Source organism: Chitinophaga vietnamensis (genome assembly GCF_902167635.1).
In the GTDB taxonomy this organism is placed as follows: domain Bacteria; phylum Bacteroidota; class Bacteroidia; order Chitinophagales; family Chitinophagaceae; genus Chitinophaga; species Chitinophaga vietnamensis.
The window spans coordinates 473,854-494,918 of sequence record NZ_CABHMS010000001.1; the positions used below are offsets into that span (position 1 = coordinate 473,854).

Genomic DNA, 21,065 nt, shown 5'->3' on the forward strand with positions numbered 1-21,065 from the left:
TTGTGTTTTATGATCAACAAAACACAATACAATCCATAAATCCGTAAATCCATAAATTCAAAAATTTCAATTATTCGCCTTAATTTTGCGTCTTCTTTTAAAGCAACAACCTCCGATAATTAATTAAATCATTATGGTAGACGTTTTGTTAGGCCTGCAATGGGGCGACGAAGGTAAAGGTAAAATTGTGGACTATTTTGCCGGCAAGTACGACGTGATCGCCCGTTTCCAGGGCGGCCCGAACGCTGGTCACACATTGTATGTGAACGGACAGAAAGTAGTATTGCGTACTATTCCTTCCGGTGTATTCCATGAAAATACCGTTAACCTGATCGGTAACGGCGTGGTGCTCGACCCCGTAGCTTTCAAAAAAGAAAGTGAAGACATCGCGGCACTGGGCATTGACCTGACAAAAAATCTTTTTATAGCAGAAAAAACGCATATCATTGTTCCTACGCATCGTGCGCTGGACAAGGCTTCCGAGCTGTCGAAAGGCACCGAGAAGATCGGTTCTACGCTGAAAGGCATCGGGCCTGCCTATATGGACAAAACCGGCAGAAATGGTTTGCGCGTAGGTGATGTGCTGTCTGCCAATTTCGAAGAACTTTACAGTAAGCTGAAACAGAAGCACCTGCAGCTGCTTTCGCACTACGATGTTACTGAGCTGAATGAAGATATTGCCAACTGGGAAGTTGAATTTTTCGACGCTGTGAAATTCCTCCGCACCATGAACGTGGTGAGCGGTGAATACTTCATCAACGAGAAACTGAAAGCCGGCAAGAAGATCCTGGCAGAAGGCGCTCAGGGCAGCATGCTGGACGTGGATTTCGGTACTTATCCTTTCGTTACTTCTTCCAACACTATATCTGCAGGGGTATGCACCGGTTTGGGTATCTCTCCTAAATGGATCAATGAAGTGATCGGTGTTACCAAAGCGTATTGCACCCGCGTGGGCAGCGGTCCTTTTCCTACCGAACTGCACGATGCTACAGGTGAAAAACTGCGCGCTGCAGGTCACGAATTTGGCGCTGTTACCGGCCGCCCGCGCCGTTGTGGCTGGATCGACCTGGTAGCCCTTAATTATACCTGCATGCTCAGCGGCGTTACCCAGCTGGTAATGACCAAGAGCGATGTGCTCGATGAGTTTGATGAAGTGCTGGCATGTACCGCCTACGAAATCGATGGAAAACAAACCAAAGAAATGCCATTCAATATTTGCAGCGCGAACATTACACCGGTATGGGAAACCTTCAAAGGATGGAGCGATAAAACTTCTACCTGCAAGCAGTTCAATGAGTTACCGTCTGAGATGAAAGCATTCGTTTCAGCTGTAGATAATTATCTGGGCGTTCCCGTGAAATTCGTTTCCAACGGCCCGGGACGTGATCAGATACTCGAAAAGTAAATCCAAAAAATTACGGAAAAAAAACGGCAAAAAAAATTTGGCGAATAAAAAAAACTATTAAAACTTTACGGCAAAGAAATAAGTGAACCTATTATGAAATCAAAATCTGATAAAGAGAAAGAGACCAAAAAAACTACTTCTCCTAAGACTGAAAAAGACGCTCCCAAAGCTGCAGGCAAGCCTAAGAAAGAGGTGGATGAGGATGATGAAGATGGGGATGATGAGGAAGAAACAACTTCCAAATCTACCGCTAAAAAATCAGATAAATCTTCTTCCAAATCCAAGCGTAAGGATGACGATGAAGATGATGACGATGAGGATGATTTCGAAGATGAAGAAGATGCATGGGAGAAAGGAGATGAAGAGGATTACGATCCAGACTTTGAAGAATTTGATATGCCCAAGTCTAAAGGTAAACGTGGCCGCCCTGCTGGCAGCGGCGGTAAAAAAACCGATGACGACGACGATCTGGGCTTTGACGATGAATTCAAAGATATGGATCTCTTTAACGATCGTTTCGACGACGACGATGATGATTTTTAAGCATTAAAACGATTATTATCAGGATATTTCACACATTCCCGGTTGATGATCAAAAAATATTTAAACAGCAAATGTTGAATTGGTGTTCCCAGTTCAACATTTGTTGTTTAATGGACAATAATAACTATCCCTCCCCTTATCATCAATACGAAGCTATTCTCGCAGCAGATGCAGTAGCCAACCTCGAAATGCCGGCCGGTAAAGCATTTCCTGCCTTGCAGCAGTTTTACGATCTACACCGCGACTGGTTGTTCGGACACCTGTCCTATGATCTCAAGAACGAGACGGCGCCAGGACTGTACTCCCGTCATCGCGATGGCATCGGCTTCCCTGACCTGTATTTCTTCCAGCCACGTTATGTGCTGCTGCTGGAAGCGGGGCGGGTAAGTATCGGCGGACTGGCGCTCACACGGGCTGCCGCCAGCGAAATTTACCAGACCTGTTTACGTATGCCCGTTACCGTTAGTGAGGCGGTAATTGCGCCGCAGCCTTTGCAGTCGCGCCTCGGTCACAGCGACTATATCGCAGCCGTAAAAGCCTTGCAGGCGCATATCCTGCGGGGCGATTGCTATGAAGTGAACTTCTGCCGCGAGAGCTATCTCGAAGGGGTGAGCGTAGACCCTGCAGCACTGTTCAAACGGCTCAATGCCTTGTCGCCCGCGCCTTTCGCGGCCTACTACCGCCTGCATCACCGGCATATGGCCTGCTCCAGCCCGGAACGATTCCTGCACAAGAACGGTCAGCAGCTGATATCACAGCCGATCAAAGGCACCAGCCGGAAAGATACTGACCCCGCTACCGACCGGCAGTTACAGGAATTGCTGCGCAACAATCCCAAGGAGCGTGCAGAGAATATCATGGTGGTAGATCTCGTACGTAACGACCTTTCACACACCGCCGTACGCGGCAGCGTGCAGGTGGCGGAGCTCTGCGGCATCTATTCATTTGCGCATGTACATCATATGATCTCCACGGTAACAGCCGAATTGTCGCCACAGCAACCGCTGTCGGCCGCCATCAGCCAGGCTTTCCCGATGGGCTCCATGACAGGCGCCCCCAAAATACGCGTCATGGAACTGATTGAAACATACGAGCAAACCCGCCGTGGGCTTTACTCCGGCGCCGTTGGCTACATCACGCCCGAAGGCAATTTCGATTTCAATGTAGTGATCCGCAGTATCCTGTACAACGCTGCCAGCCAATACCTCTCCTTCCAAACCGGCTCGGCCATCACCTTCTACAGCGATCCCGAAAAAGAATGGGAAGAATGCCTGCTCAAAGCAGACGCGCTGAAACGCGCGTTGCTCGCTTCGCTCGCGTAATTTGGGCTCAGGATTATAATGATTGAAAGGATTACCAGGATTTTTTTTACAGGATTAATAAAGATTAAAGGAGATTGGCGGGAAGATATTTGCGACGATAGCCCTTGAAGCGCTCAAAGCGCTTCAAGGGCTGAAACCTCGTTAATCTCCTCCATCAATCTCCTTTAATCTTTATTAATCCTGTAAAAAAAATCCTGGTAATCCTTTCAATCATTATAATCCTGAGCCCAAATTACGCGAGCGAAGCGAGCATCACGAGCATCACGAGCTTTGGCGGGGAAATAATTGTTCCATCGCCTCGTCAATAGTGGGGTAAGAGAAGAGGAAGCCGGTGTCTTGTATTTTTTGGGAAGATACTTTCACGCTTTTGAGCACTTCCACGCTCATCTCGCCCATGGCGGCTTTCAGGAGGAAGGCCGGTACATAGGTGGTGATGAAACTGCCTCCTTTGGCGGCGCGGGCCATGCTCAGGATGAGTTCACGGTTGGTAACGGGGTAGGGCGCTACGGCATTGTAGATGCCTTCCAGTCGGTCGTTGACGATGGCATTGAAGTAAAGGCGCACCAGGTCCTGCAGGTGTATCCAGCTGATGTATTGATCGCCGGAACCGAGGATGGTGGCCAGTCCGAAGCGGAGCGGCTTATAAAATTCTTTCAGGGCGCCGCCATCCCTGCTCAGGGCAAGGCCTGTACGAAATATGACCAGCTTCTTATCCAGCGTGGTTACCTGGCTGATACTGTCTTCCCAGTTACGGGTGATAGTGCCGAGATAATCAGTAGCGGCGGGATCTGTTTCAGTAAAGGTATGACCTGTAAAAGCGCCATAGTAGCCAGTTGCAGAGGCGCTGATCACTTTTTTTACCTTGTTGGGGGTGGTAGCCAGCGTTTTCACCAGCAGCTCGCTGCTACGGGTACGGCTCTTTTCCAGTTCTTCTTTGCGGGCGGCAGTCCAGCGTTTGTCGGCCACATTGGCGCCTGCCAGGTGTACAATATAATCGGCCTGCTGCAAGGCAGCAGTGTCAATGGTCTGGTTATTAATGTCCCATCGGGCGTAAGTTACCTGCTCGTTGTTGCCTTTCTCCGGCCTCCTGGTGAGGATGATCACCTTGTAACCCCGCTCCAGCAGGAGCCGGGTCAAAGCCGTGCCTACCAGCCCGGTTCCACCGGTAATGATAACGGTCTCCATTCAGTATTGTCTGCTTTTAAAATATTTTAATAAAATTACACAATAAATCATCCCTTTTGGTATTAATGTAGTCAGGAACACTTGTGTATCAGATATGTAAATTGCCATCTTATTTTCTAAATTTTAATGTAAGTTTGAAACTCACACCGTCAAACATTTGAAATATCCAAGAAGCATGCATACGCTATCCCGCATTCAACTTTTACTACTGCTGCTGCTTTTCGCCGGCACCACAGCAATGGCGCAGAAAATATCCTATTCGGAACCTGAAAAGGACGACTATAAAAGCACCGAGTTTGAAATCATTGGTAAAGTGGCTGGCAATATTCTCGTATACAAAACAGATCGTGGCGACTATGCCGTTTCCGTATACGATAATACCATGCAGCTGAAAGAAAGGGTGAAACTGGATTTCCTGCCCAGGAAAGTGATCAGCATGGACTTTGTAGCCTATCCCAACAAAGTACTGATGATATACCAGTTCCAGCGGAAAGACGCCGTGTACAGCTTCTGCGCCACCATGACCCCGGATGCGAAATTCCTCGATGCCCCCGTCATGATCGACTCCACCCGCATCGGCATGTATTCCAAGGAAAATAAAGTGTATTCGATGGAAGTGTCGGAAGATAAAAATCGTATCATGATCTACAAGATCAACCAGGACAAGGAAGATAACAACGTGTTCTATACTTTCCTGTACGACAGCACCATGGCGCTGGTGAACAACAGCCGCCTCTCGCTGCCCATGCATAACAAGAAATTCTTCCTCAGTAATTTCAACCTCACCAACGACGGCGATTTTATCTTCAATAAGCTGGAACGTACCAACAACCGCGATTACGTAGTGAGCGGCAACATGATCGTGAAACGCGCGCAGATAGACAGTTTCGATGTAACGCCCATGCAGTTCAGCAACCAGCTGCTTGATGAGGTGAAGATGAAACTCGATAACAACCACAATACTGCGCTGGTCACAGCTTTCTATTACAAACAGAAAAGAGGGAACGTAGAAGGAGTATACCTCTACAAATATGATTTCAAGAAGAACGAGAAATTATATGAGAAGACGATGGTCTTCTCCAACGACCTTAAACTGAACGCCCGCGGGGAATCCAGTACCAATGCGGCTTTCAACGATTACTTTATCCGCAAGATCATCAATACGGCGAATGGCGGTTTTCTGCTCACAGCAGAATCTTTTTCCACCTCTTCCCGCTACCAGCCCTGGAACCGCTGGAACTACATGTACGGCAGCCCGTACAGCGGCATCTATTCTCCCTATTATTTCTCTCCCTATTCTCCATGGTATTATAATCCCTGGTATTGGAACAATTCACAGGGCCTCCGTTATCATTATGATGATATCGTGATCCTCGCCTTCGATGAGGAAGGCAACCCGCAATGGAATAACCTGGTGCGCAAAAGCCAGTATGATGATAACGCCGATCTGTACCTCTCTTACCTGATGGTGAATGTGGGCAGTGAACTGCGCTTCCTCTATAATGAGCTGGACAGAAGGAACTATATCCTCACCGACAACAGCCTGGCGCCCGGCGGCAAGGTAAACCGCCTGCCCACGCTGCGCAATCTGGATAAGGGTTTTACCTTTATGCCCCGTTACGGTAAGCAGATCAGTGCACGCACTGTAGTAATACCATGCATATACAGGAATTATATTTGCTTTGCTAAAATTGACTTTTAATCACACCTTTGCACTGTGATAAGATTTTTCCGTTCAGGCAATCCGCTTACGGTATTGCTGTTGTTGATATACACGCTGATCATCAAGTTTTTTTACCTGATCCATCCGAAAACGTTTGTGGCAGATGGATCGGAAGGACTATTGTACGGACTGCTGACCCGCTGGCTGCATAGCCTGGTGGGCGATAGTCCTCTCTTTTTCACATCTGTTACGGTGCTGGTTTTATTGCTGCAATCGCTGCTGTTCACCCGCATCATCAATCACCATCGCCTGTTTGCCAAGCCTACCTATCTGCCGGCGATGTGTTTCCTGTTGTTTACTTCCATGTTGGAGTCGTGGAACGTGTTTTCGCCGGCCTTGCTGGTGAATATGATCATGCTCTGGGTATTTTCCAGTATAACGGAGCTGTATACACGTACTTCCGCCCGTGATGTGGTGTTCAATATTGGTTTTGCATTGGGTATCTGCGGCTTGTTCTATTTTCCGGCCATTATCTTTTGTGTGTTGCTGCTGGTGAGTATGCTGATCATGCGGGCTTTCCGGCTGGCGGAGTGGATCATTGCGCTGCTGGGGTTGATCTGTCCTTTGTACTTGCTGGGCACTTATCTGTTTTTGACGGGGCAGATGACGTTGCTGCGCAAGATCCCGAACATCGGCTTTTCCCTGCCGATGATCACTGATTATAAGGTATGGGGCGCCATGGTGGCTTGTTTGCTGTTCTTTGTGATTGGCTGGCTGCTGTTGCAGCGTCCTTTGAAGAAGATGCTGATACAGGTGCGCAAGATATGGGCGGCATTGATCATTTATGTGCTGGTGGCGGTGCTGGTGCCGTTTTTCAATGTGCATTTCTCTCCGGCCTACTGGGTGCTGGCAGTATTGCCGATATCCATGTTTGCCGGCAACGTGTTCTGGTCTGTTACCAATGAAACCTTCGCGAATATCATCCATTTTATTACGCTGGCCTATGTGATCGTGATGCAATACTTTAGCCGGTAGCATCATTTTAAAATACTGATTTACAGTAATTTGTTAAAACGGGACGAGCGGCACTGGAAAATTGCGAATGGCGAAGTAATTTTGTGCTTTCCAGGTATTTTTGTCATGATAGATAATTGTGATATGAAACGCCGGGAAGCGAATCATTTTTAAGCATTTTTTACTACATAAACACAAAACATTTTCAGATGAAATTTGGTGTTGTCACCTTTCCGGGTTCTAACTGTGATCATGATATGATTGATTCCCTGCGCTACGATCTGGGTCAGGAAGTTATAGAGCTGTGGCACAAGGATAAAGACCTGAGCGCATTTAGCACAAAAGATTGTATCGTATTGCCAGGCGGTTTCTCTTATGGGGATTACCTGCGTTGCGGCGCTATTGCGAGGTTCAGCCCGATGATGCAGAGCGTGATCGAGTTTGCCAATAAAGGTGGCCGTGTGATCGGCGTATGTAATGGTTTCCAGGTGCTGTGCGAAGCGGGCCTGCTGCCAGGCGTACTGCTGCAGAACCGTAACCAGCAGTTCATCTGCAAAAATATCTATCTGAAAAGCGAAAATACCACCGCTTCCCTCACTAAAGATGTAACCGGCCGCCCGCTGATGATACCCATCGCCCATGGCGAAGGACGTTTCTATGCTGATGAAGCAACGATCGACAGCCTTTTCAAAAATAACCAGGTACTCTTCCGCTATTGCGATGAGTTTGGCAATATCATTGATGAAGCCAACTACAATGGCGCGATCCATAATATCGCAGGCATCTGCAACAAAGAGAGAAATGTATTTGGAATGATGCCTCACCCGGAAAGAGCCACCAGCGCGATCTTAGGTAATACCGACGGTCAGCTGATCTTCCAGAGCTTAATCAACAACAACTGATAAAATCAACCAACCAACCAATTAAAAAGAAAAGCATGAAAAAATTATTAACAGTACTGGCTTTGTTTGCGCTGCCCATTCTGGCGAGCGCACAGATCGAGAACCCGGTGAAATGGAACTTCTCTTCCAAGAAAGTAAACGCCACTACCTACGAAGTGCACATGACCGCCAACATCGACGCTGGCTGGCACCTGTACGCACAGGAAGCAGGTGAAGGCCCGGTTCCTACCTCTTTCAAATTCACTAAAAACCCGCTGGCAGCTACCACCGGTAAAGTGAAAGAAAGCGGTAAACTGCACAAGGCTTTTGACAAAAACTTCAACTCCGAACTGAAATACTACGAAAACTCCGTGGATTTCGTTCAAACAGTAACCGTGAAAGGTAAAGCTGCCACCAAAGTAAAAGGTTCCGTGGAATTTATGGTATGCGATGACCACCAGTGCCTGCCTCCAAAAGAACTGGAATTTACGGTGAGTGTGGGAGGAAAATAAATTGCACCCGGTCATTACAGATAAAAATGATTATTCAAACGAGTTCCTCCATCAGGGAACTCGTTTGTAGTTTTCTTTCACCTATATTATTTAAAGCCTATTGACTTTATGAAGCACCTGCTTTCATTACTGATAATACCTGTTCTCGCTGTTTTTGCCTTGTCCGCAAAAGCGCAGGAACAGGGGCCTAAGCCTGTGAAATGGCAATACTCCGCAGAAAAAAAGAGCGACCAGGAATATGTGCTGCACCTGAAAGGCGCCATAGAAAAGGGTTGGCAGCTCTTTTCCACTACCATGGGTAACGATGATCCTAATACAAGGGTAGTGCTGGACAGCGCCACAGGCGCCATTACCGGCATCACGGAAAAGGGTATGCTTGAAAATAAGAAAGAACCACTCTTCGATAACCTCGAAGTAAAATACTTTGAAAACGAAGTGGAACTGCTGGCCGACGTGAAGCTGAAAGGCGCGACCGACAAGCTCTCCGGCACAATCAACTACATGGCGCTCAAAGGCCAGGATGCCATACCTGAAGAAGAAAAATTCAGCGTGGAGATACCCAAAGGCGCTACTGATGCTACTACTGCCGCTACTGCGCCAAAAAATGATATAGCGGAAGATGATGCTTCCAACAAATCGCTGTGGTGGATCTTCCTCGCCAGTTTTGGTGGTGGCTTCATTGCGCTGATCACGCCTTGCGTGTTCTCCATGATCCCGATCACGGTGAGCTTCTTCACCAAACGTAGCAAAACAAGGGCAGAAGGTATCAAAAATGCATTTACCTATTCCCTGTCTATCATTTTGATTTATACGTTCCTGGGTTTCCTGATCACCAGAATATTCGGCGCCAGCGCCCTGAACAGCCTTGCCAGCAACGGGGTCGCGAACATGATCTTCTTCGTGATCTTCCTCTTGTTCGGCTTTTCTTTCCTGGGTGCATTCGAGATTTCACTGCCGAGTTCCTGGGCAAGCGTATCGGATTCCAAAGCAGGCATGGGCAGCATGGTGGGCATCTTCTTTATGGCGCTTACACTGGCGATTGTATCTTTCTCCTGTACTGGTCCTATTCTCGGCAACCTGTTGGTGCTGGCGGCGAAAGGCGGTAACACCGGCCCGCTGGTAGGGATGTTTGGCTTCTCGCTGGCCCTGGCCATTCCGTTCTCGTTGTTTGCATTGTTCCCCAGTTTGTTGAACAAGATCGGCAAATCAGGTGGATGGCTCAACGCAGTGAAAGTGGTGCTGGGCTTCCTGGAACTGGCCCTGGCATTGAAGTTCCTGTCGAACGTAGATATGGCTTATCACTGGAACATGCTGGACCGCGAGATTTTCCTCGCATTGTGGATCGCCATCTTCAGCCTCCTGGGATTGTACCTGATTGGTAAGATAAAACTGAGCCACGACAGCGACGTGCCTTTCCTGACGGTTACCCGCCTGTGTTTCGCGATCATTACTTTCACCTTTGTGGTGTACATGCTCCCGGGCATGTGGGGCGCGCCTTTGAAAGGTATCAGCGGATTTTTGCCACATGAAGGTTCACAGGATTTTAATCTGAACAGATCATTGGTAGATATACAGGCAGCACTGGAAAGTGGTGCTGGTGGCGGATCTGGTAATAATAACGCCAATACCATCAAACCTAAAAAACTGGTGGGTATCCTGCATTCCGAAATTCCGGGTGTGGAAAATGTTTTCTTTGACTACGATGAAGCGCTGGCAGCAGCAAAGGCCGCTAACAAGCCACTGATGCTGGATTTCACGGGTCATACCTGTGTGAATTGCCGCAAATTCGAGAAGTCGGTGCTTTCCAATCCTAAAGTGATGAAAGTGCTCCGCAACGAATTTATCGTGGCATCACTGTATACAGATGAAAAAACATCATTGCCTGAAAACGAGCAATTTGTTTCAAAATTTGATGGAACAAAAGTGCAGAATGTAGGTCAGCGCAATCTCGACCTGGAAGCGATGCACTTCAACCGTAATTCGCAGCCATACTACATTCCCGTGGATCTGGAAGGTAAGGCCCTGGTGAACAAAGGTTATGGCTATGATCCGAAGGAAGATGTGGAAGAGTTTTTAAAATACCTCGACGCTGCCAAAGCAGAATTTGCTAAACGCACTGGTAAATAATCAATAAAAAACCCCGCGAAGAGCGGGGTTTTTTATTTTATGTTAGAATTGATAAGACGATAGACTATCTGCCGAAACCTTCTCCTGCTGGCCTGTTTGCAGGTTCTTCACACTGAGCATATTTTCCTGCAGCTCAGATTCTCCGATGATCACTACATAAGGGATGCCTCGTTTGTCGGCATACTTCATTTGTTTATCCATCTTGGCATTTTCGTGGAACAGTTCCGCTGCGATGCCTTTGGCGCGCAATGTGCCGAGGTGCCTGAAAGCCGCTCGGGTACTGGCTTCGCCAAGATTGAGAAATAATACTCGGGTAGATTGCTGTGCAGTTTCAGGGAAGAGTTGCAGTTCTTCCAGCACATCATAAATACGGTCTACACCGAAGGAGATGCCTACGCCGGAGATACCTTTGAGACCGAATAATCCGGTGAGGTCATCATAACGGCCACCGCCTCCGATGCTGCCCATTTTCACGGTGGGCGGTGCTTTCACTTCTACGATCATGCCGGTGTAGTAGTTGAGGCCGCGTGCAAGGGTGACATCGATGATGGGTGTAGTATTGAAATCCGTATAGCCTGCGTTGATCACGAAAGAAAGCTCTTCAATGCCTTTGAGGCCGGTGGGAGAGGCTTGCAGCAGGGTGCTGAGCTGTGCGAGTTTTTCATCGCTGCTGCCGGAGATGGCGAGGAACTTTTCGATGGTAGCGATGTCGCTGTCGCTAAGGCCTCGTTCCTGTAATTCTTTTCTCACGCCATCAGCCCCGATCTTATCCAATTTATCGATGGCGATGGTGATATCGGTGAGCAGGTCTTGTTTGCCGATCACTTCAGCGAGGCCGCTCAATATTTTACGGTTGTTGATGCGCAGTTCATAGCCTTGCAGGCCGAGTTTGGTGAATACGGTATCGTAAATCAGCAGTAATTCAATTTCATTGATGAGGGAATTGCTGCCTACCACATCGGCGTCGCATTGATAGAACTCGCGGTAGCGGCCTCTTTGCGGGTTATCTGCACGCCATACGGGCTGCATCTGGTAGCGTTTGAAAGGGAGCGCCAGTTCATTTTGGTTCATCACTACATAGCGTGCGAAGGGAATGGTGAGATCATAGCGCAAAGCTTTTTCACTGATGGCAGCTACCAGTTCGCGGGTATTGGTTGCCTTTTGTGCTTTGGGAAATATTTCGCCATTATTCAGCACTTTGAACATGAGTTTATCGCCTTCTTCGCCGTATTTACCGGTGAGGGTGGACATGTTCTCCATGGCGGGCGTTTCCAGCGGCTGGAAGCCGAATACCTCAAAGGTTTCGCGGATGGTCTGGAAAATATAGTTACGCTTTCTCACGATCACCGGGCCAAAATCACGGGTGCCTTTAGGAATGCCGGGTTTTATCATCTCAAAAAAATTAAAGTTTTATTGTTCATTGTTTACAATCCTTTCGCAGGCTTTGTAGATCATGTTATACACAGGTGCGAAGAGCGCATCATCGTACCAGGGGTCTGGCACTTCCTGTTGCGCTTCCAGCAGGAAATGGACTTTGGCTTTGTCGGCCTCATTGCGTGCTTTGCGCAGTACGTCTGTATAATTGCTGCGGTCCATCACATAGATGCGGTCGAAGTGATCGAAGTCGGCCTGCTGGAATTGCCGTCCTCTCAGGCCGGAGATATCGATGCCATGTCTGCGGGCTTCTTTCACGGAGCGGTGATCGGGCGGATCGCCTACGTGCCAGCCGCCGGTGCCGGCCGAATCAATTTCCCAGGAGGGATGCTGCTTTGCTGCCAGATGCCTCATGATCCCTTCTGCCAGTGGCGACCGGCAGATGTTTCCGAGGCATACCATCAAGATCTTCATGCGAAAAAATATGTTAATATCAGCCCGCAAACCTACAAGATATTATGGAAATGTTTACTCATTTGCATCTTGGTTTAAAGATTATCATAAAAAGTTATGATAAAATATAATGGGAAGATGGAGCAGATAAAAGGCTCGCCAGCAAGGGTTTAACAGTGATTTGTCTTTAATTTGCATATATATCCTGATTTTTATCTGTAAAAAAACTGCGAGATGAAAAAAGCTTCAAACAGCGGCTGGGGTTGCAAATGAGCGGGTCTTGAAAGGTTTTTTTTAACAATCTTCTAAACTTTTGAATGCCTGATTAAAAAATATTTTTTTGTATACTTGTAAATCGCAATCATGGAAATGCAGGACGAACAAACAAACAGACGCATCGAAAATAAATATCGGCCTTTGGGCGAATTGATCAGGGGTTTATTCTTTATTCTCTTTGGTCTGTTCGCAATATTTGCAGAGAAGCTGGGCTTGGGAGAGTTTCGATTATCTCCAACCTGGATGACTATTATCGGAGTAGTATTATTACTGTATGGTCTTTTCAGGATGTATAATGGAGCAAGAAAACTTTTTTTTAACAGGAACTAAGCGACTGGAGGAGCGTAATATGTTTTTCAGCTTTACAAAAACGAAAGCCGTATATTTAGCGTCAGTGGCGATGTTAATGGCGGCCTGCAGTAACCCGAATGCGAAGAAACTGGATACTGCGACGGAAGGGACGATCAAGATCAGTGTGGATGAGACTTACAAGCCTTTGCTTGATTCGGAAATCAAAGTATTTGAGTCCTTATATCCGAAGGCGCACGTTATTCCGACGTATAAGCCGGAGGCAGAATGTTTCAAAGATCTTTTAGACGATAGTGCCCGCCTGGTGATCGTTACCCGCGATTTCAACAGCCAGGAGAAAGATTACTTCAAGCAGATCAACATTACGCCAAGGAGCCTGTTGGTAGCCTGGGATGCGTTGGCGCTGGTAGTGAATCATGCAAATCCTGATTCCATCCTTACGATGGACCAGGTACGGGCGATCATGGCAGGGAATCCTGCTGCTGAAGACAGAAAATGGCAACTGGTGTTTGACAATGCCAACTCAAGCACCGTACGTTATATAAAGGATTCCATCAACCAGGGAAAACCTTTGCCAGCCAACACCATGGCGGCGAAAACAAATCCTGAAGTGATAGATTACGTAGCCAAGAACAAAGATGCTTTGGGTGTGATAGGTGTAAGCTGGATCTCCGACCCCGCTGATTCCCTGTCTTTATCTTTTACGAACAAGGTCACCGTAGTAAAGCTGCGTGCAGATGGTGGCTCGGAATTTGTTAGGCCGTATCAGGCTTATATCGGTATCGGTTCCTATCCATTGAAACGTGGGTTCTATTATTGTCTGAAAGAACCCTATCAGGGATTAGGTTCCGGCTTCGCCTCTTTCCTGGGCAGTTATGAAGGACAGCTTGTGATCAAGCAGTTCGGGCTATATCCGGCGAGATTGAATGTGGTTTTCAGGGAAGCCAATATCAAGTAAAAAAACAACACAACTAAAACTAAAATCAGATTGCAAATGAACAGAAGGACAAGCTTAATCGTAGCTCTGCTGTGCGCTTCCTCAGGTAGTGTGATGGCCCAATCTGTAGAGGATGGTTTGAAAGACCTGTATTATGGTAAAAACCTTTCTGCAAAACAGACCTTTGAGAAAGTAGTAGCTGCGAAACCTACTGACGACAAAGCCTATTACTACATGGGTATAGCGCAACTTGCCCTGGAAGACCAGGCTGCTGCTGCGGCCACTTTCCAGAAAGGGTTGCAGGCCGTTCCTACTTCTGCTTTACTGCAGGCAGGTATGGGCCGTATCGATCTGCTCAATGGTAATGCTGCTGCTGCCAAACAAAAATTTGAAGCTGCCAGCGCCGCTACACAGGGCCGTGATGGCGATGTTGCCCGCGCGATCGCTGATGCCAACACAGAAGTGAAAGGCGGTGACCGCGGTTACGCGCTCTCTGTGATGGAAAAACTCCTCAACAACGAAGGCCGCAAGAAAAAAGAACAATACACACCTACTGCTGCTGACTATATCGAGCTGGGTGATGCTTATCGTTACCTTGGCGGTGAAAACGGTGGTAAGGCGATCTCCACTTATGAGAAAGCGCTCGAGCTGGATCCCAAGAACGCCGAAGCCGTGATGAAAGAAGGGCTCGTAAACTACAACGCCCGCCTGAAAGCTGAAGCGGTGGCTGATTTCACCAAAGCTACCGAAATGGATCCCAACTATGCCCCCGCTTTCCACGAACTGTTCCTCTTCTACACCACACAGAAGAGAGACCAGCTGGACTGGAACAGGGCTGCTGACTATCTCCAGAAATACATGGCGGTAGCTGATCCTGCAGATAAACTGAAAAATGACTACTACGCTGCTTCTATCTCTTTCTTCAAGAAAGATTATGACGCTGCGATCGCTAAAGGCAAAGCCGCCCTTGCCGGTGCTGATGCTGCCTACAAAGGTAAATTCAGCCGCCTGATCGGCGACTCTTACCTCCAGAAAGGCGACTCCCTCAACGCTAAAAAAGTAATGGACGATTACGCAAAAAGCGTTGGCGACAGCAAACTGGGACCACTGGATTACAAACTGCTCAGCGAGATCTATGGCCGCGTGCGCGTATCTGACTCCGCTCAGGCTGCCGCTAACGATGCACTGGCTTCTACCTATCTCGAAAAATACGCCGCTTCCGATACCACTAAAGATGCTGATCTTTACCGTAACGTAGCGGAATCTTTCAAAAAGCTGCACGACTTCAAACGTTCTGCTGAATGGTATGGCAAACTGGTGAACGATTTCGATGAGAAAGCCAACACCAACAAGATCCAGGACTATTTCTGGAAAGGTACCATGGAAATGTATGCGCACGATTACAGCGCTGCTGATTCTACCTTCGGTTCCTTCATCTCCAAATATCCTGAACAGGAAGCATTTGGATTGTACTGGAGAGGCCGCGCCAACATGGCCCGCGACGCTGATGCAAAACAAGGACTGGCAGTGCCTTACTTCCAGAAATTCTTTGAAATAGATGGCCCTGAGAAAGCTAAGCTGAACAAGCCTTCCCAGCTCATGTACCCTTACCAGTACATGATGATCTACTACTATAACAAAGAAGACAAGGCTAACCTCCAGACTTACATGGACAAAGTACTGGCGATCGATCCTAACAACCCAACGGTTAAACAGATCAAAGATGTACAGCAGTCCAGCAACGCTAAACCAGCGGTGAAACCTGCTAAATCCAACAACCAGAACAAGAAATAAATTGCTTGTCTACATATTGAAAAGCGCTACTGTTAGTTCAGTAGCGCTTTTTTTGTAATATATAATTTGCAAAGAAAACCGCCGGGACACGGACAGGCTTCGGGGTTTCCGGTTGGTGAAAAAATATAATATTTTACTGCTTTATAGATTTGAATTTTGGTTTACTTGCAGTATTTTTGCGCATTCGGACATTTTTTTTATCGGGAAGCTTATGTACACAGACACTGTATTAATGTCAGCGACGACTACGCCCTTCAGCTATTTCCCTATCGTACTGCAATTAATTGCTGCTGTAGGTTTCGTTGGAATAACCATGCTTGCTACTCACTTTTTGGGGCCAAAGCGCAAAACAAGCGATAAGCTTATTAACTTTGAGAGTGGAATTGAACAGAAGGGAAATGCCCGCCAGCCAGTAGCCATCAAATACTTTCTTACCGCTATTCTCTTTGTGTTATTTGATGTGGAGGTGATCTTTTTCTACCCGTATGCTGTTAATTTCAAAGACCTTGGCTGGGAAGGCTTTACAGCTGTGCTGATGTTTGTTGGTTTCTTCCTGTGTGGTTTCATTTACATTGTGAAGAAAGGTGCATTGAAATGGGAAGACTAATTTTAAATTTAAAATCTTAAATAATGGCTCGTCCGGTTCAATATAATACAAAGGTGAAAGTGGTGGAGATCCCGGAGGGATATTCAGGAGAGGGGTTTTATGCTACTTCTTTTGATAAGGCGATTGGTTTGGCGCGCAAGAACTCTATCTGGCCGCTGCCTTTTGCTACTTCCTGCTGTGGTATTGAGTTTATGGCTACCATGGCTGCCACTTATGATTTGGCGCGCTTCGGCGCAGAGCGTATGGCTTTCACACCGCGCCAATGCGATCTGCTGATGGTAATGGGTACGATCTCCAAAAAAATGGGACCCATCGTACGCCAGGTATACCTGCAGATGGCAGAGCCCCGCTGGGTAATGGCCGTAGGCGCCTGCGCCAGCAGTGGTGGTATATTTGATACTTATTCCGTATTACAAGGCATCGACCAGGTAATACCGGTGGATGTATATGTACCTGGATGTCCTCCCAGGCCGGAAGGTATTATCGACGGCTTCATGAGGATACAGGACCTGGTAGGCAACGAAAGTTTGCGCCGCCGCAATTCAGACCGTTACAAGGAACTGATGGAATCCTACGGTATCAAGTAATCCGGTGAACAGTGATCGGAAAGTGTGAATGGTCCATCCATTATTTAATGTGTATCGTCGTCCTGCATTCTGATCCTATATCCGACAATTCGTAAATCCGAAATTTTTGTTAATGTCTTTAACAAACGAACGCATACAGCAACGCCTCACGGAGAAGTTTGGAGATGTGCTTACCGGCTTCGAAGAGCCGTTTGGCCTGCTCACCTTTACCGCTCAGAAGGACTATAACCTGAAAGTAATGCAATTCCTGTTTGATGACGAGGAGTTGCGTTTTCGTTTTCTGACGGATATCACCGCCGTACACTATCCTGAAAGAAAAGGAGAAGAACTGGCAGTGGTATATCACCTGCATAATTTCATTGATAATATAAGGCTTCGCCTGAAAGTGTTTGCACCCGTGGCTTCCCCGCAGGTGTTCACCGCCACCAGCCTTTACGAATCCGCAAACTGGATGGAGCGCGAAACCTATGATTTCTTCGGAATCAACTTTGTTGGGCATCCTAACCTTAAACGTATCCTGAACGTGGACGAAATGACCTATTTCCCCATGCGTAAGGAATTTCCGCTGGAAGACTCCATGCGTATTGATAAAGACGACGAGATGTTTGGTCGGGGTGGACACATTTAATACTACAAGGATATGTTAGAGCAGAAACAACATATAAAGCTGCCGGAAGGCTCCATAGAAAAAACAACCACCACGCTGAACCTGGGTCCTACGCATCCTGCCACCCACGGCGTGTTTCAGAATATTCTGGAAATCGATGGCGAACGCATTGTGAGCGCCGAATCCACGGTAGGTTATATCCACCGTGCATTTGAGAAGATCGCAGAACGCCGTCCTTACTACCAGATCACTCCTCTTACTGATCGTCTGAACTATTGCTCTTCTCCCATCAACAACATGGGATGGCATCTCACCGTAGAAAAACTGCTGGGCATCGAAACGCCCAAGCGTGTGGACTACCTGCGTGTGATCATCATGGAGCTGGCGCGCGTAGCAGATCACCTGATCTGTAACGCAGTAATTGGCGTGGACACCGGCGCGTTAACAGGTTTCGTATACCTGATGACCTACCGTGAACTCATATACGAAATTTACGAAGAGATATGCGGTTCCCGCCTGACGACCAACATCGGCCGTATTGGCGGATTTGAAAGGAATTTCAGCGATGCCGCCTTCCAGAAAATAGAACGTTTCCTGGAAGAATATCCGAAAGCGCTGAAAGAGTTTGAAACACTGCTGACCCGCAACCGCATCTTCATCGACCGTACGCAAGGAGTAGGAGGCATCAGCGCCGAAAGAGCCATGAGCTATGGTTTCACCGGACCTAACCTCCGTGCGGCCGGCATCGATTACGATGTGCGCGTAGCTAATCCTTACAGCTCTTACCAGGATTTCGATTTCACTATCCCGGTAGGTACTACCGGCGATTGCTACGACCGTTACCTGGTGCGCAATGCCGAAATGTGGGAAAGTATCAGCATCATCCGTCAGGCGATGGATAAACTGAAAGATCTGCCGAAAGATATCTATCACGCAGATGTACCAGCTTATTATCTCCCCGATAAAAAGGACGTATATACGAAAATGGAAGCGCTCATCTATCACTTCAAGATCGTGATGGGTGAAACAGAAATTTTACCGGGCGAAGTTTACAATGCCGTAGAAGGCGCTAACGGCGAGCTGGGCTTCTACCTCATCAGTGATGGCGGCCGTAGCCCGTACAGGCTGCATTTCCGTCGTCCTTGCTTCATCTATTACCAGGCCTATGCAGAAATGGTGAAAGGGGCAATGCTGAGCGATGCGATCATCTGTATGAGTAGTCTCAACCTGATTGCAGGTGAACTGGATGCCTAAAGGTATCCGGCAATTTTATTGAAGATAAAAGCTGATTAAAATAATGGCTGTGGTTCAATTTTCTGAAGAGAAACTGAATAAAGTAAAAGAGATCATCGCACGCTATCCGGAAGGAAAGCAGAAAAGTGCGTTGATACCTGTGCTGCACCTGGCACAGGAAACATTTGGCGGATGGCTGAGTGCAGAAACGATGGACTATGTAGCTAGCTTGCTGCAACTGGAGCCTATCGAAGTATATGAAGTAGCCACTTTCTACAGCATGTTCAATCTGAAACCGGTAGGTACTTATCTCTTCGAGGTATGCCAAACCGGGCCCTGCATGGTGAGCGGGTCAGACCAGATCATTGAATATATCAAAAACAAACTGGGCATCGGCGTGGGTGAAACCACCGCTGATGGTATGTTTACCCTGAAAACCGTGGAATGCCTCGGCGCCTGCGGTTATGCACCGATGATGCAGCTGGGCAAACATTACCGTGAACACCTGACACCGGCAAAAGTAGATGAGATCATCGCTGAATGCCGCGCAAAAGCAAATTGATGCATCGCATAAATTATATACCCATGCGTATACTCGAAATCTGTCAGAGAAATAAATTGATGATACTGGAAGCCATTCTGCTCGTGGGCACGCTCACCGTATTATGGCGCATTGACAATGTGCTGGTTTCTTTTGTTTGCGGCATCAGCTCCGGTTGGTTATTTTACCGCCTGGGCGAGCGCATTGCAAAGCACGGGATCCGCAATGCATGAGCTGGTGGCCCATTGCGGCCATCGGAATATATACATCACAAATCTGTTGATGGCCATCGACATCCGATAAGCCATTAAACCATAAGGAAGAAAATGGGACGCAAATTATTGTTAGACAAAGCACATATTGAAGGTATCCGGTACTACGACACTTACCGGGCCAATGGCGGTTATGCGGCGGCAGAGAAGGCGCTGAAGACCATGTCTCCGGAAGCTGTAGTGGAAGAGGTGAAGAAGAGCGGCCTGAGAGGCCGTGGTGGCGCAGGTTTCCCTACCGGCATGAAATGGAGCTTCATCGCCAAACCAGAAGGCGTGCCCCGCTACCTCGTGTGCAATGCCGATGAATCTGAGCCTGGTACCTTCAAAGACCGCTACCTCATGGAGTTCATCCCGCACCTGCTCATTGAAGGGTTGATCATCTCCAGCTTTGCGCTGGGCGCCAATAGTGCTTACATCTACATCCGTGGCGAATATGCCTGGATCCCCGATATCCTCGAACAGGCCATTGCTGAAGCTAAAAATAAAGGCTGGCTCGGCAAAAATATCCTCGGCACCGGTTACAATCTTGAAATATATGTTCAACGTGGCGCCGGCGCTTATATCTGCGGAGAAGAAACGGCCCTGATAGAATCGCTGGAAGGTAAACGCGGTAACCCGCGCATCAAGCCGCCATTCCCTGCTGTAAAGGGTTTGTGGCAATGCCCCACCGTGGTGAACAACGTAGAAACGCTTGCCGCTGTGGTGCCTATCATCAACATCGGCGGTGATGAATATATCAAATATGGCACCGGTAAATCTACCGGTACCAAACTGATCTCTGCCTGCGGCAATATCAACAAGCCTGGCGTATATGAGATCGAAATGAATATCTCTGTAGAAGAATTTATTTTTTCTGATGAATACTGCGGTGGCATCAAAAATGGCAAACGCCTGAAAGCCTGCATCCCCGGCGGTTCTTCCGTACCGGTGCTGCCAGCTAACCTGCTGCTGAAAACAGCGAAAGGCGAAACCCGTATGATGACCTACGAAAGTCTTGCTGATGGCGGTTTCGCTACAGGCTCTATGCTGGGCTCCGGCGGTTTCATCGTGATGGACGAAGACCAGTGCATTGTGCGTAACACGCTCACCTTTGCGCGCTTCTACCACCACGAAAGCTGCGGCCAGTGCAGCCCTTGCCGTGAAGGTACCGGCTGGATGAAAAAAGTATTGCACAATATCGAATATGGTAAAGGCAAGATGAGCGACATCGATCTGCTCTGGGATATACAGCGCAAGATCGAAGGTAATACCATCTGCCCGCTGGGCGATGCCGCCGCATGGCCGGTAGCCGCAGCGATCCGTCACTTCCGTGATGAATTTGAATGGCATGTGAAAAATCCTGATGAGGCCACCAAGCGCAACTTCGGGCTGGCGCACTATGCCGACCCGCTGCCCTTACCGGAAGTAGCGGCCGTGTGATCAA

20 protein-coding genes are annotated in these 21,065 nt (G+C 47.8%); 17 read left to right on the top strand and 3 right to left on the bottom strand.

Annotation, left to right across the window (positions count from 1 at the left end):
• Positions 1-133 precede the first annotated feature (133 nt).
• The 3 genes from FPG75_RS02025 (at position 134) to FPG75_RS02035 (ending at position 3,270) form a co-directional block, all read left to right on the top strand.
• The gene (locus FPG75_RS02025) at positions 134-1,405 is read left to right on the top strand and encodes an adenylosuccinate synthase (protein WP_143304866.1); all 1,272 of its coding nucleotides are present in this window, start codon (positions 134-136) and stop codon (positions 1,403-1,405) included.
• A gap of 93 nt (positions 1,406-1,498) precedes the next feature.
• Positions 1,499-1,948: a hypothetical protein gene (locus FPG75_RS25915; protein ID WP_161596630.1), complete on the top strand. Its 450-nt coding sequence runs from the start codon at positions 1,499-1,501 to the stop codon at positions 1,946-1,948.
• A 110-nt stretch (positions 1,949-2,058) separates the two neighbouring features.
• Complete coding sequence (locus tag FPG75_RS02035; protein ID WP_236652699.1) at positions 2,059-3,270, top strand: anthranilate synthase component I family protein; 1,212 nt, start codon at positions 2,059-2,061, stop codon at positions 3,268-3,270.
• Between the two features lie 261 nt (positions 3,271-3,531).
• On the opposite strand, the gene FPG75_RS02040 is transcribed toward FPG75_RS02035, so the two are convergent.
• The gene (locus FPG75_RS02040) at positions 3,532-4,455 is read right to left on the bottom strand and encodes a TIGR01777 family oxidoreductase (RefSeq protein ID WP_143304868.1); all 924 of its coding nucleotides are present in this window, start codon (positions 4,453-4,455) and stop codon (positions 3,532-3,534) included.
• 175 nt (positions 4,456-4,630) lie between these two features.
• Between FPG75_RS02040 and FPG75_RS02045 the strand changes: the two genes are divergently transcribed.
• The 5 genes from FPG75_RS02045 (at position 4,631) to FPG75_RS02065 (ending at position 10,652) form a co-directional block, all read left to right on the top strand.
• On the top strand, positions 4,631-6,157 hold the full coding sequence (locus FPG75_RS02045) for a hypothetical protein (RefSeq protein WP_143304870.1): 1,527 nt from the start codon (positions 4,631-4,633) through the stop codon (positions 6,155-6,157).
• 15 nt (positions 6,158-6,172) lie between these two features.
• The gene (locus FPG75_RS02050; RefSeq protein WP_143304871.1) at positions 6,173-7,153 is read left to right on the top strand and encodes a hypothetical protein; all 981 of its coding nucleotides are present in this window, start codon (positions 6,173-6,175) and stop codon (positions 7,151-7,153) included.
• Between the two features lie 188 nt (positions 7,154-7,341).
• A complete protein-coding gene (gene purQ, locus FPG75_RS02055; protein ID WP_143304872.1) occupies positions 7,342-8,034 on the top strand; it encodes a phosphoribosylformylglycinamidine synthase subunit PurQ in 693 nt (230 codons plus the stop codon).
• A 35-nt stretch (positions 8,035-8,069) separates the two neighbouring features.
• Entirely contained in the window at positions 8,070-8,525 is a 456-nt protein-coding gene (locus FPG75_RS02060; protein ID WP_143304873.1) for a protein-disulfide reductase DsbD domain-containing protein, read from the top strand.
• 108 nt (positions 8,526-8,633) lie between these two features.
• Positions 8,634-10,652 carry a protein-disulfide reductase DsbD family protein gene (locus FPG75_RS02065; protein ID WP_143304874.1) on the top strand — a complete coding sequence of 673 codons (2,019 nt, stop codon included), beginning with the start codon at positions 8,634-8,636 and terminating at the stop codon, positions 10,650-10,652.
• Between the two features lie 42 nt (positions 10,653-10,694).
• Here FPG75_RS02065 and hisS read toward each other — a convergent pair whose 3' ends face one another.
• A complete protein-coding gene (hisS, locus tag FPG75_RS02070) occupies positions 10,695-12,044 on the bottom strand; it encodes a histidine--tRNA ligase (RefSeq protein WP_143304876.1) in 1,350 nt (449 codons plus the stop codon).
• A gap of 18 nt (positions 12,045-12,062) precedes the next feature.
• A complete protein-coding gene (locus FPG75_RS02075) occupies positions 12,063-12,500 on the bottom strand; it encodes a low molecular weight protein-tyrosine-phosphatase (protein WP_236652700.1) in 438 nt (145 codons plus the stop codon).
• Between the two features lie 655 nt (positions 12,501-13,155).
• Here FPG75_RS02075 and FPG75_RS02080 point away from each other — a divergent pair.
• The 9 genes from FPG75_RS02080 to nuoF all read left to right on the top strand — a co-directional run bounded on the left by FPG75_RS02080 (position 13,156) and on the right by nuoF (position 21,061).
• Positions 13,156-14,022, top strand: a complete 867-nt coding sequence (locus tag FPG75_RS02080) for a substrate-binding domain-containing protein (RefSeq protein WP_236652904.1) — start codon at positions 13,156-13,158, stop codon at positions 14,020-14,022.
• A gap of 36 nt (positions 14,023-14,058) precedes the next feature.
• A complete protein-coding gene (locus FPG75_RS02085) occupies positions 14,059-15,795 on the top strand; it encodes a tetratricopeptide repeat protein (RefSeq protein ID WP_143304878.1) in 1,737 nt (578 codons plus the stop codon).
• A 211-nt stretch (positions 15,796-16,006) separates the two neighbouring features.
• Entirely contained in the window at positions 16,007-16,402 is a 396-nt protein-coding gene (locus FPG75_RS02090) for an NADH-quinone oxidoreductase subunit A (RefSeq protein WP_143304880.1), read from the top strand.
• A gap of 23 nt (positions 16,403-16,425) precedes the next feature.
• A complete protein-coding gene (locus tag FPG75_RS02095; protein ID WP_143304882.1) occupies positions 16,426-16,989 on the top strand; it encodes an NADH-quinone oxidoreductase subunit B in 564 nt (187 codons plus the stop codon).
• Between the two features lie 112 nt (positions 16,990-17,101).
• Positions 17,102-17,617, top strand: a complete 516-nt coding sequence (locus FPG75_RS02100) for an NADH-quinone oxidoreductase subunit C (protein WP_143304883.1) — start codon at positions 17,102-17,104, stop codon at positions 17,615-17,617.
• A 12-nt stretch (positions 17,618-17,629) separates the two neighbouring features.
• A complete protein-coding gene (locus FPG75_RS02105; protein WP_143304884.1) occupies positions 17,630-18,850 on the top strand; it encodes an NADH-quinone oxidoreductase subunit D in 1,221 nt (406 codons plus the stop codon).
• A gap of 43 nt (positions 18,851-18,893) precedes the next feature.
• Complete coding sequence (locus FPG75_RS02110) at positions 18,894-19,391, top strand: NADH-quinone oxidoreductase subunit NuoE family protein (RefSeq protein ID WP_143304886.1); 498 nt, start codon at positions 18,894-18,896, stop codon at positions 19,389-19,391.
• Positions 19,392-19,414: 23 nt separating this feature from the next.
• Complete coding sequence (locus FPG75_RS02115) at positions 19,415-19,603, top strand: hypothetical protein (protein ID WP_143304887.1); 189 nt, start codon at positions 19,415-19,417, stop codon at positions 19,601-19,603.
• Positions 19,604-19,696: 93 nt separating this feature from the next.
• Positions 19,697-21,061 carry an NADH-quinone oxidoreductase subunit NuoF gene (gene nuoF, locus FPG75_RS02120; protein WP_143304889.1) on the top strand — a complete coding sequence of 455 codons (1,365 nt, stop codon included), beginning with the start codon at positions 19,697-19,699 and terminating at the stop codon, positions 21,059-21,061.
• Positions 21,062-21,065 lie beyond the last annotated feature (4 nt).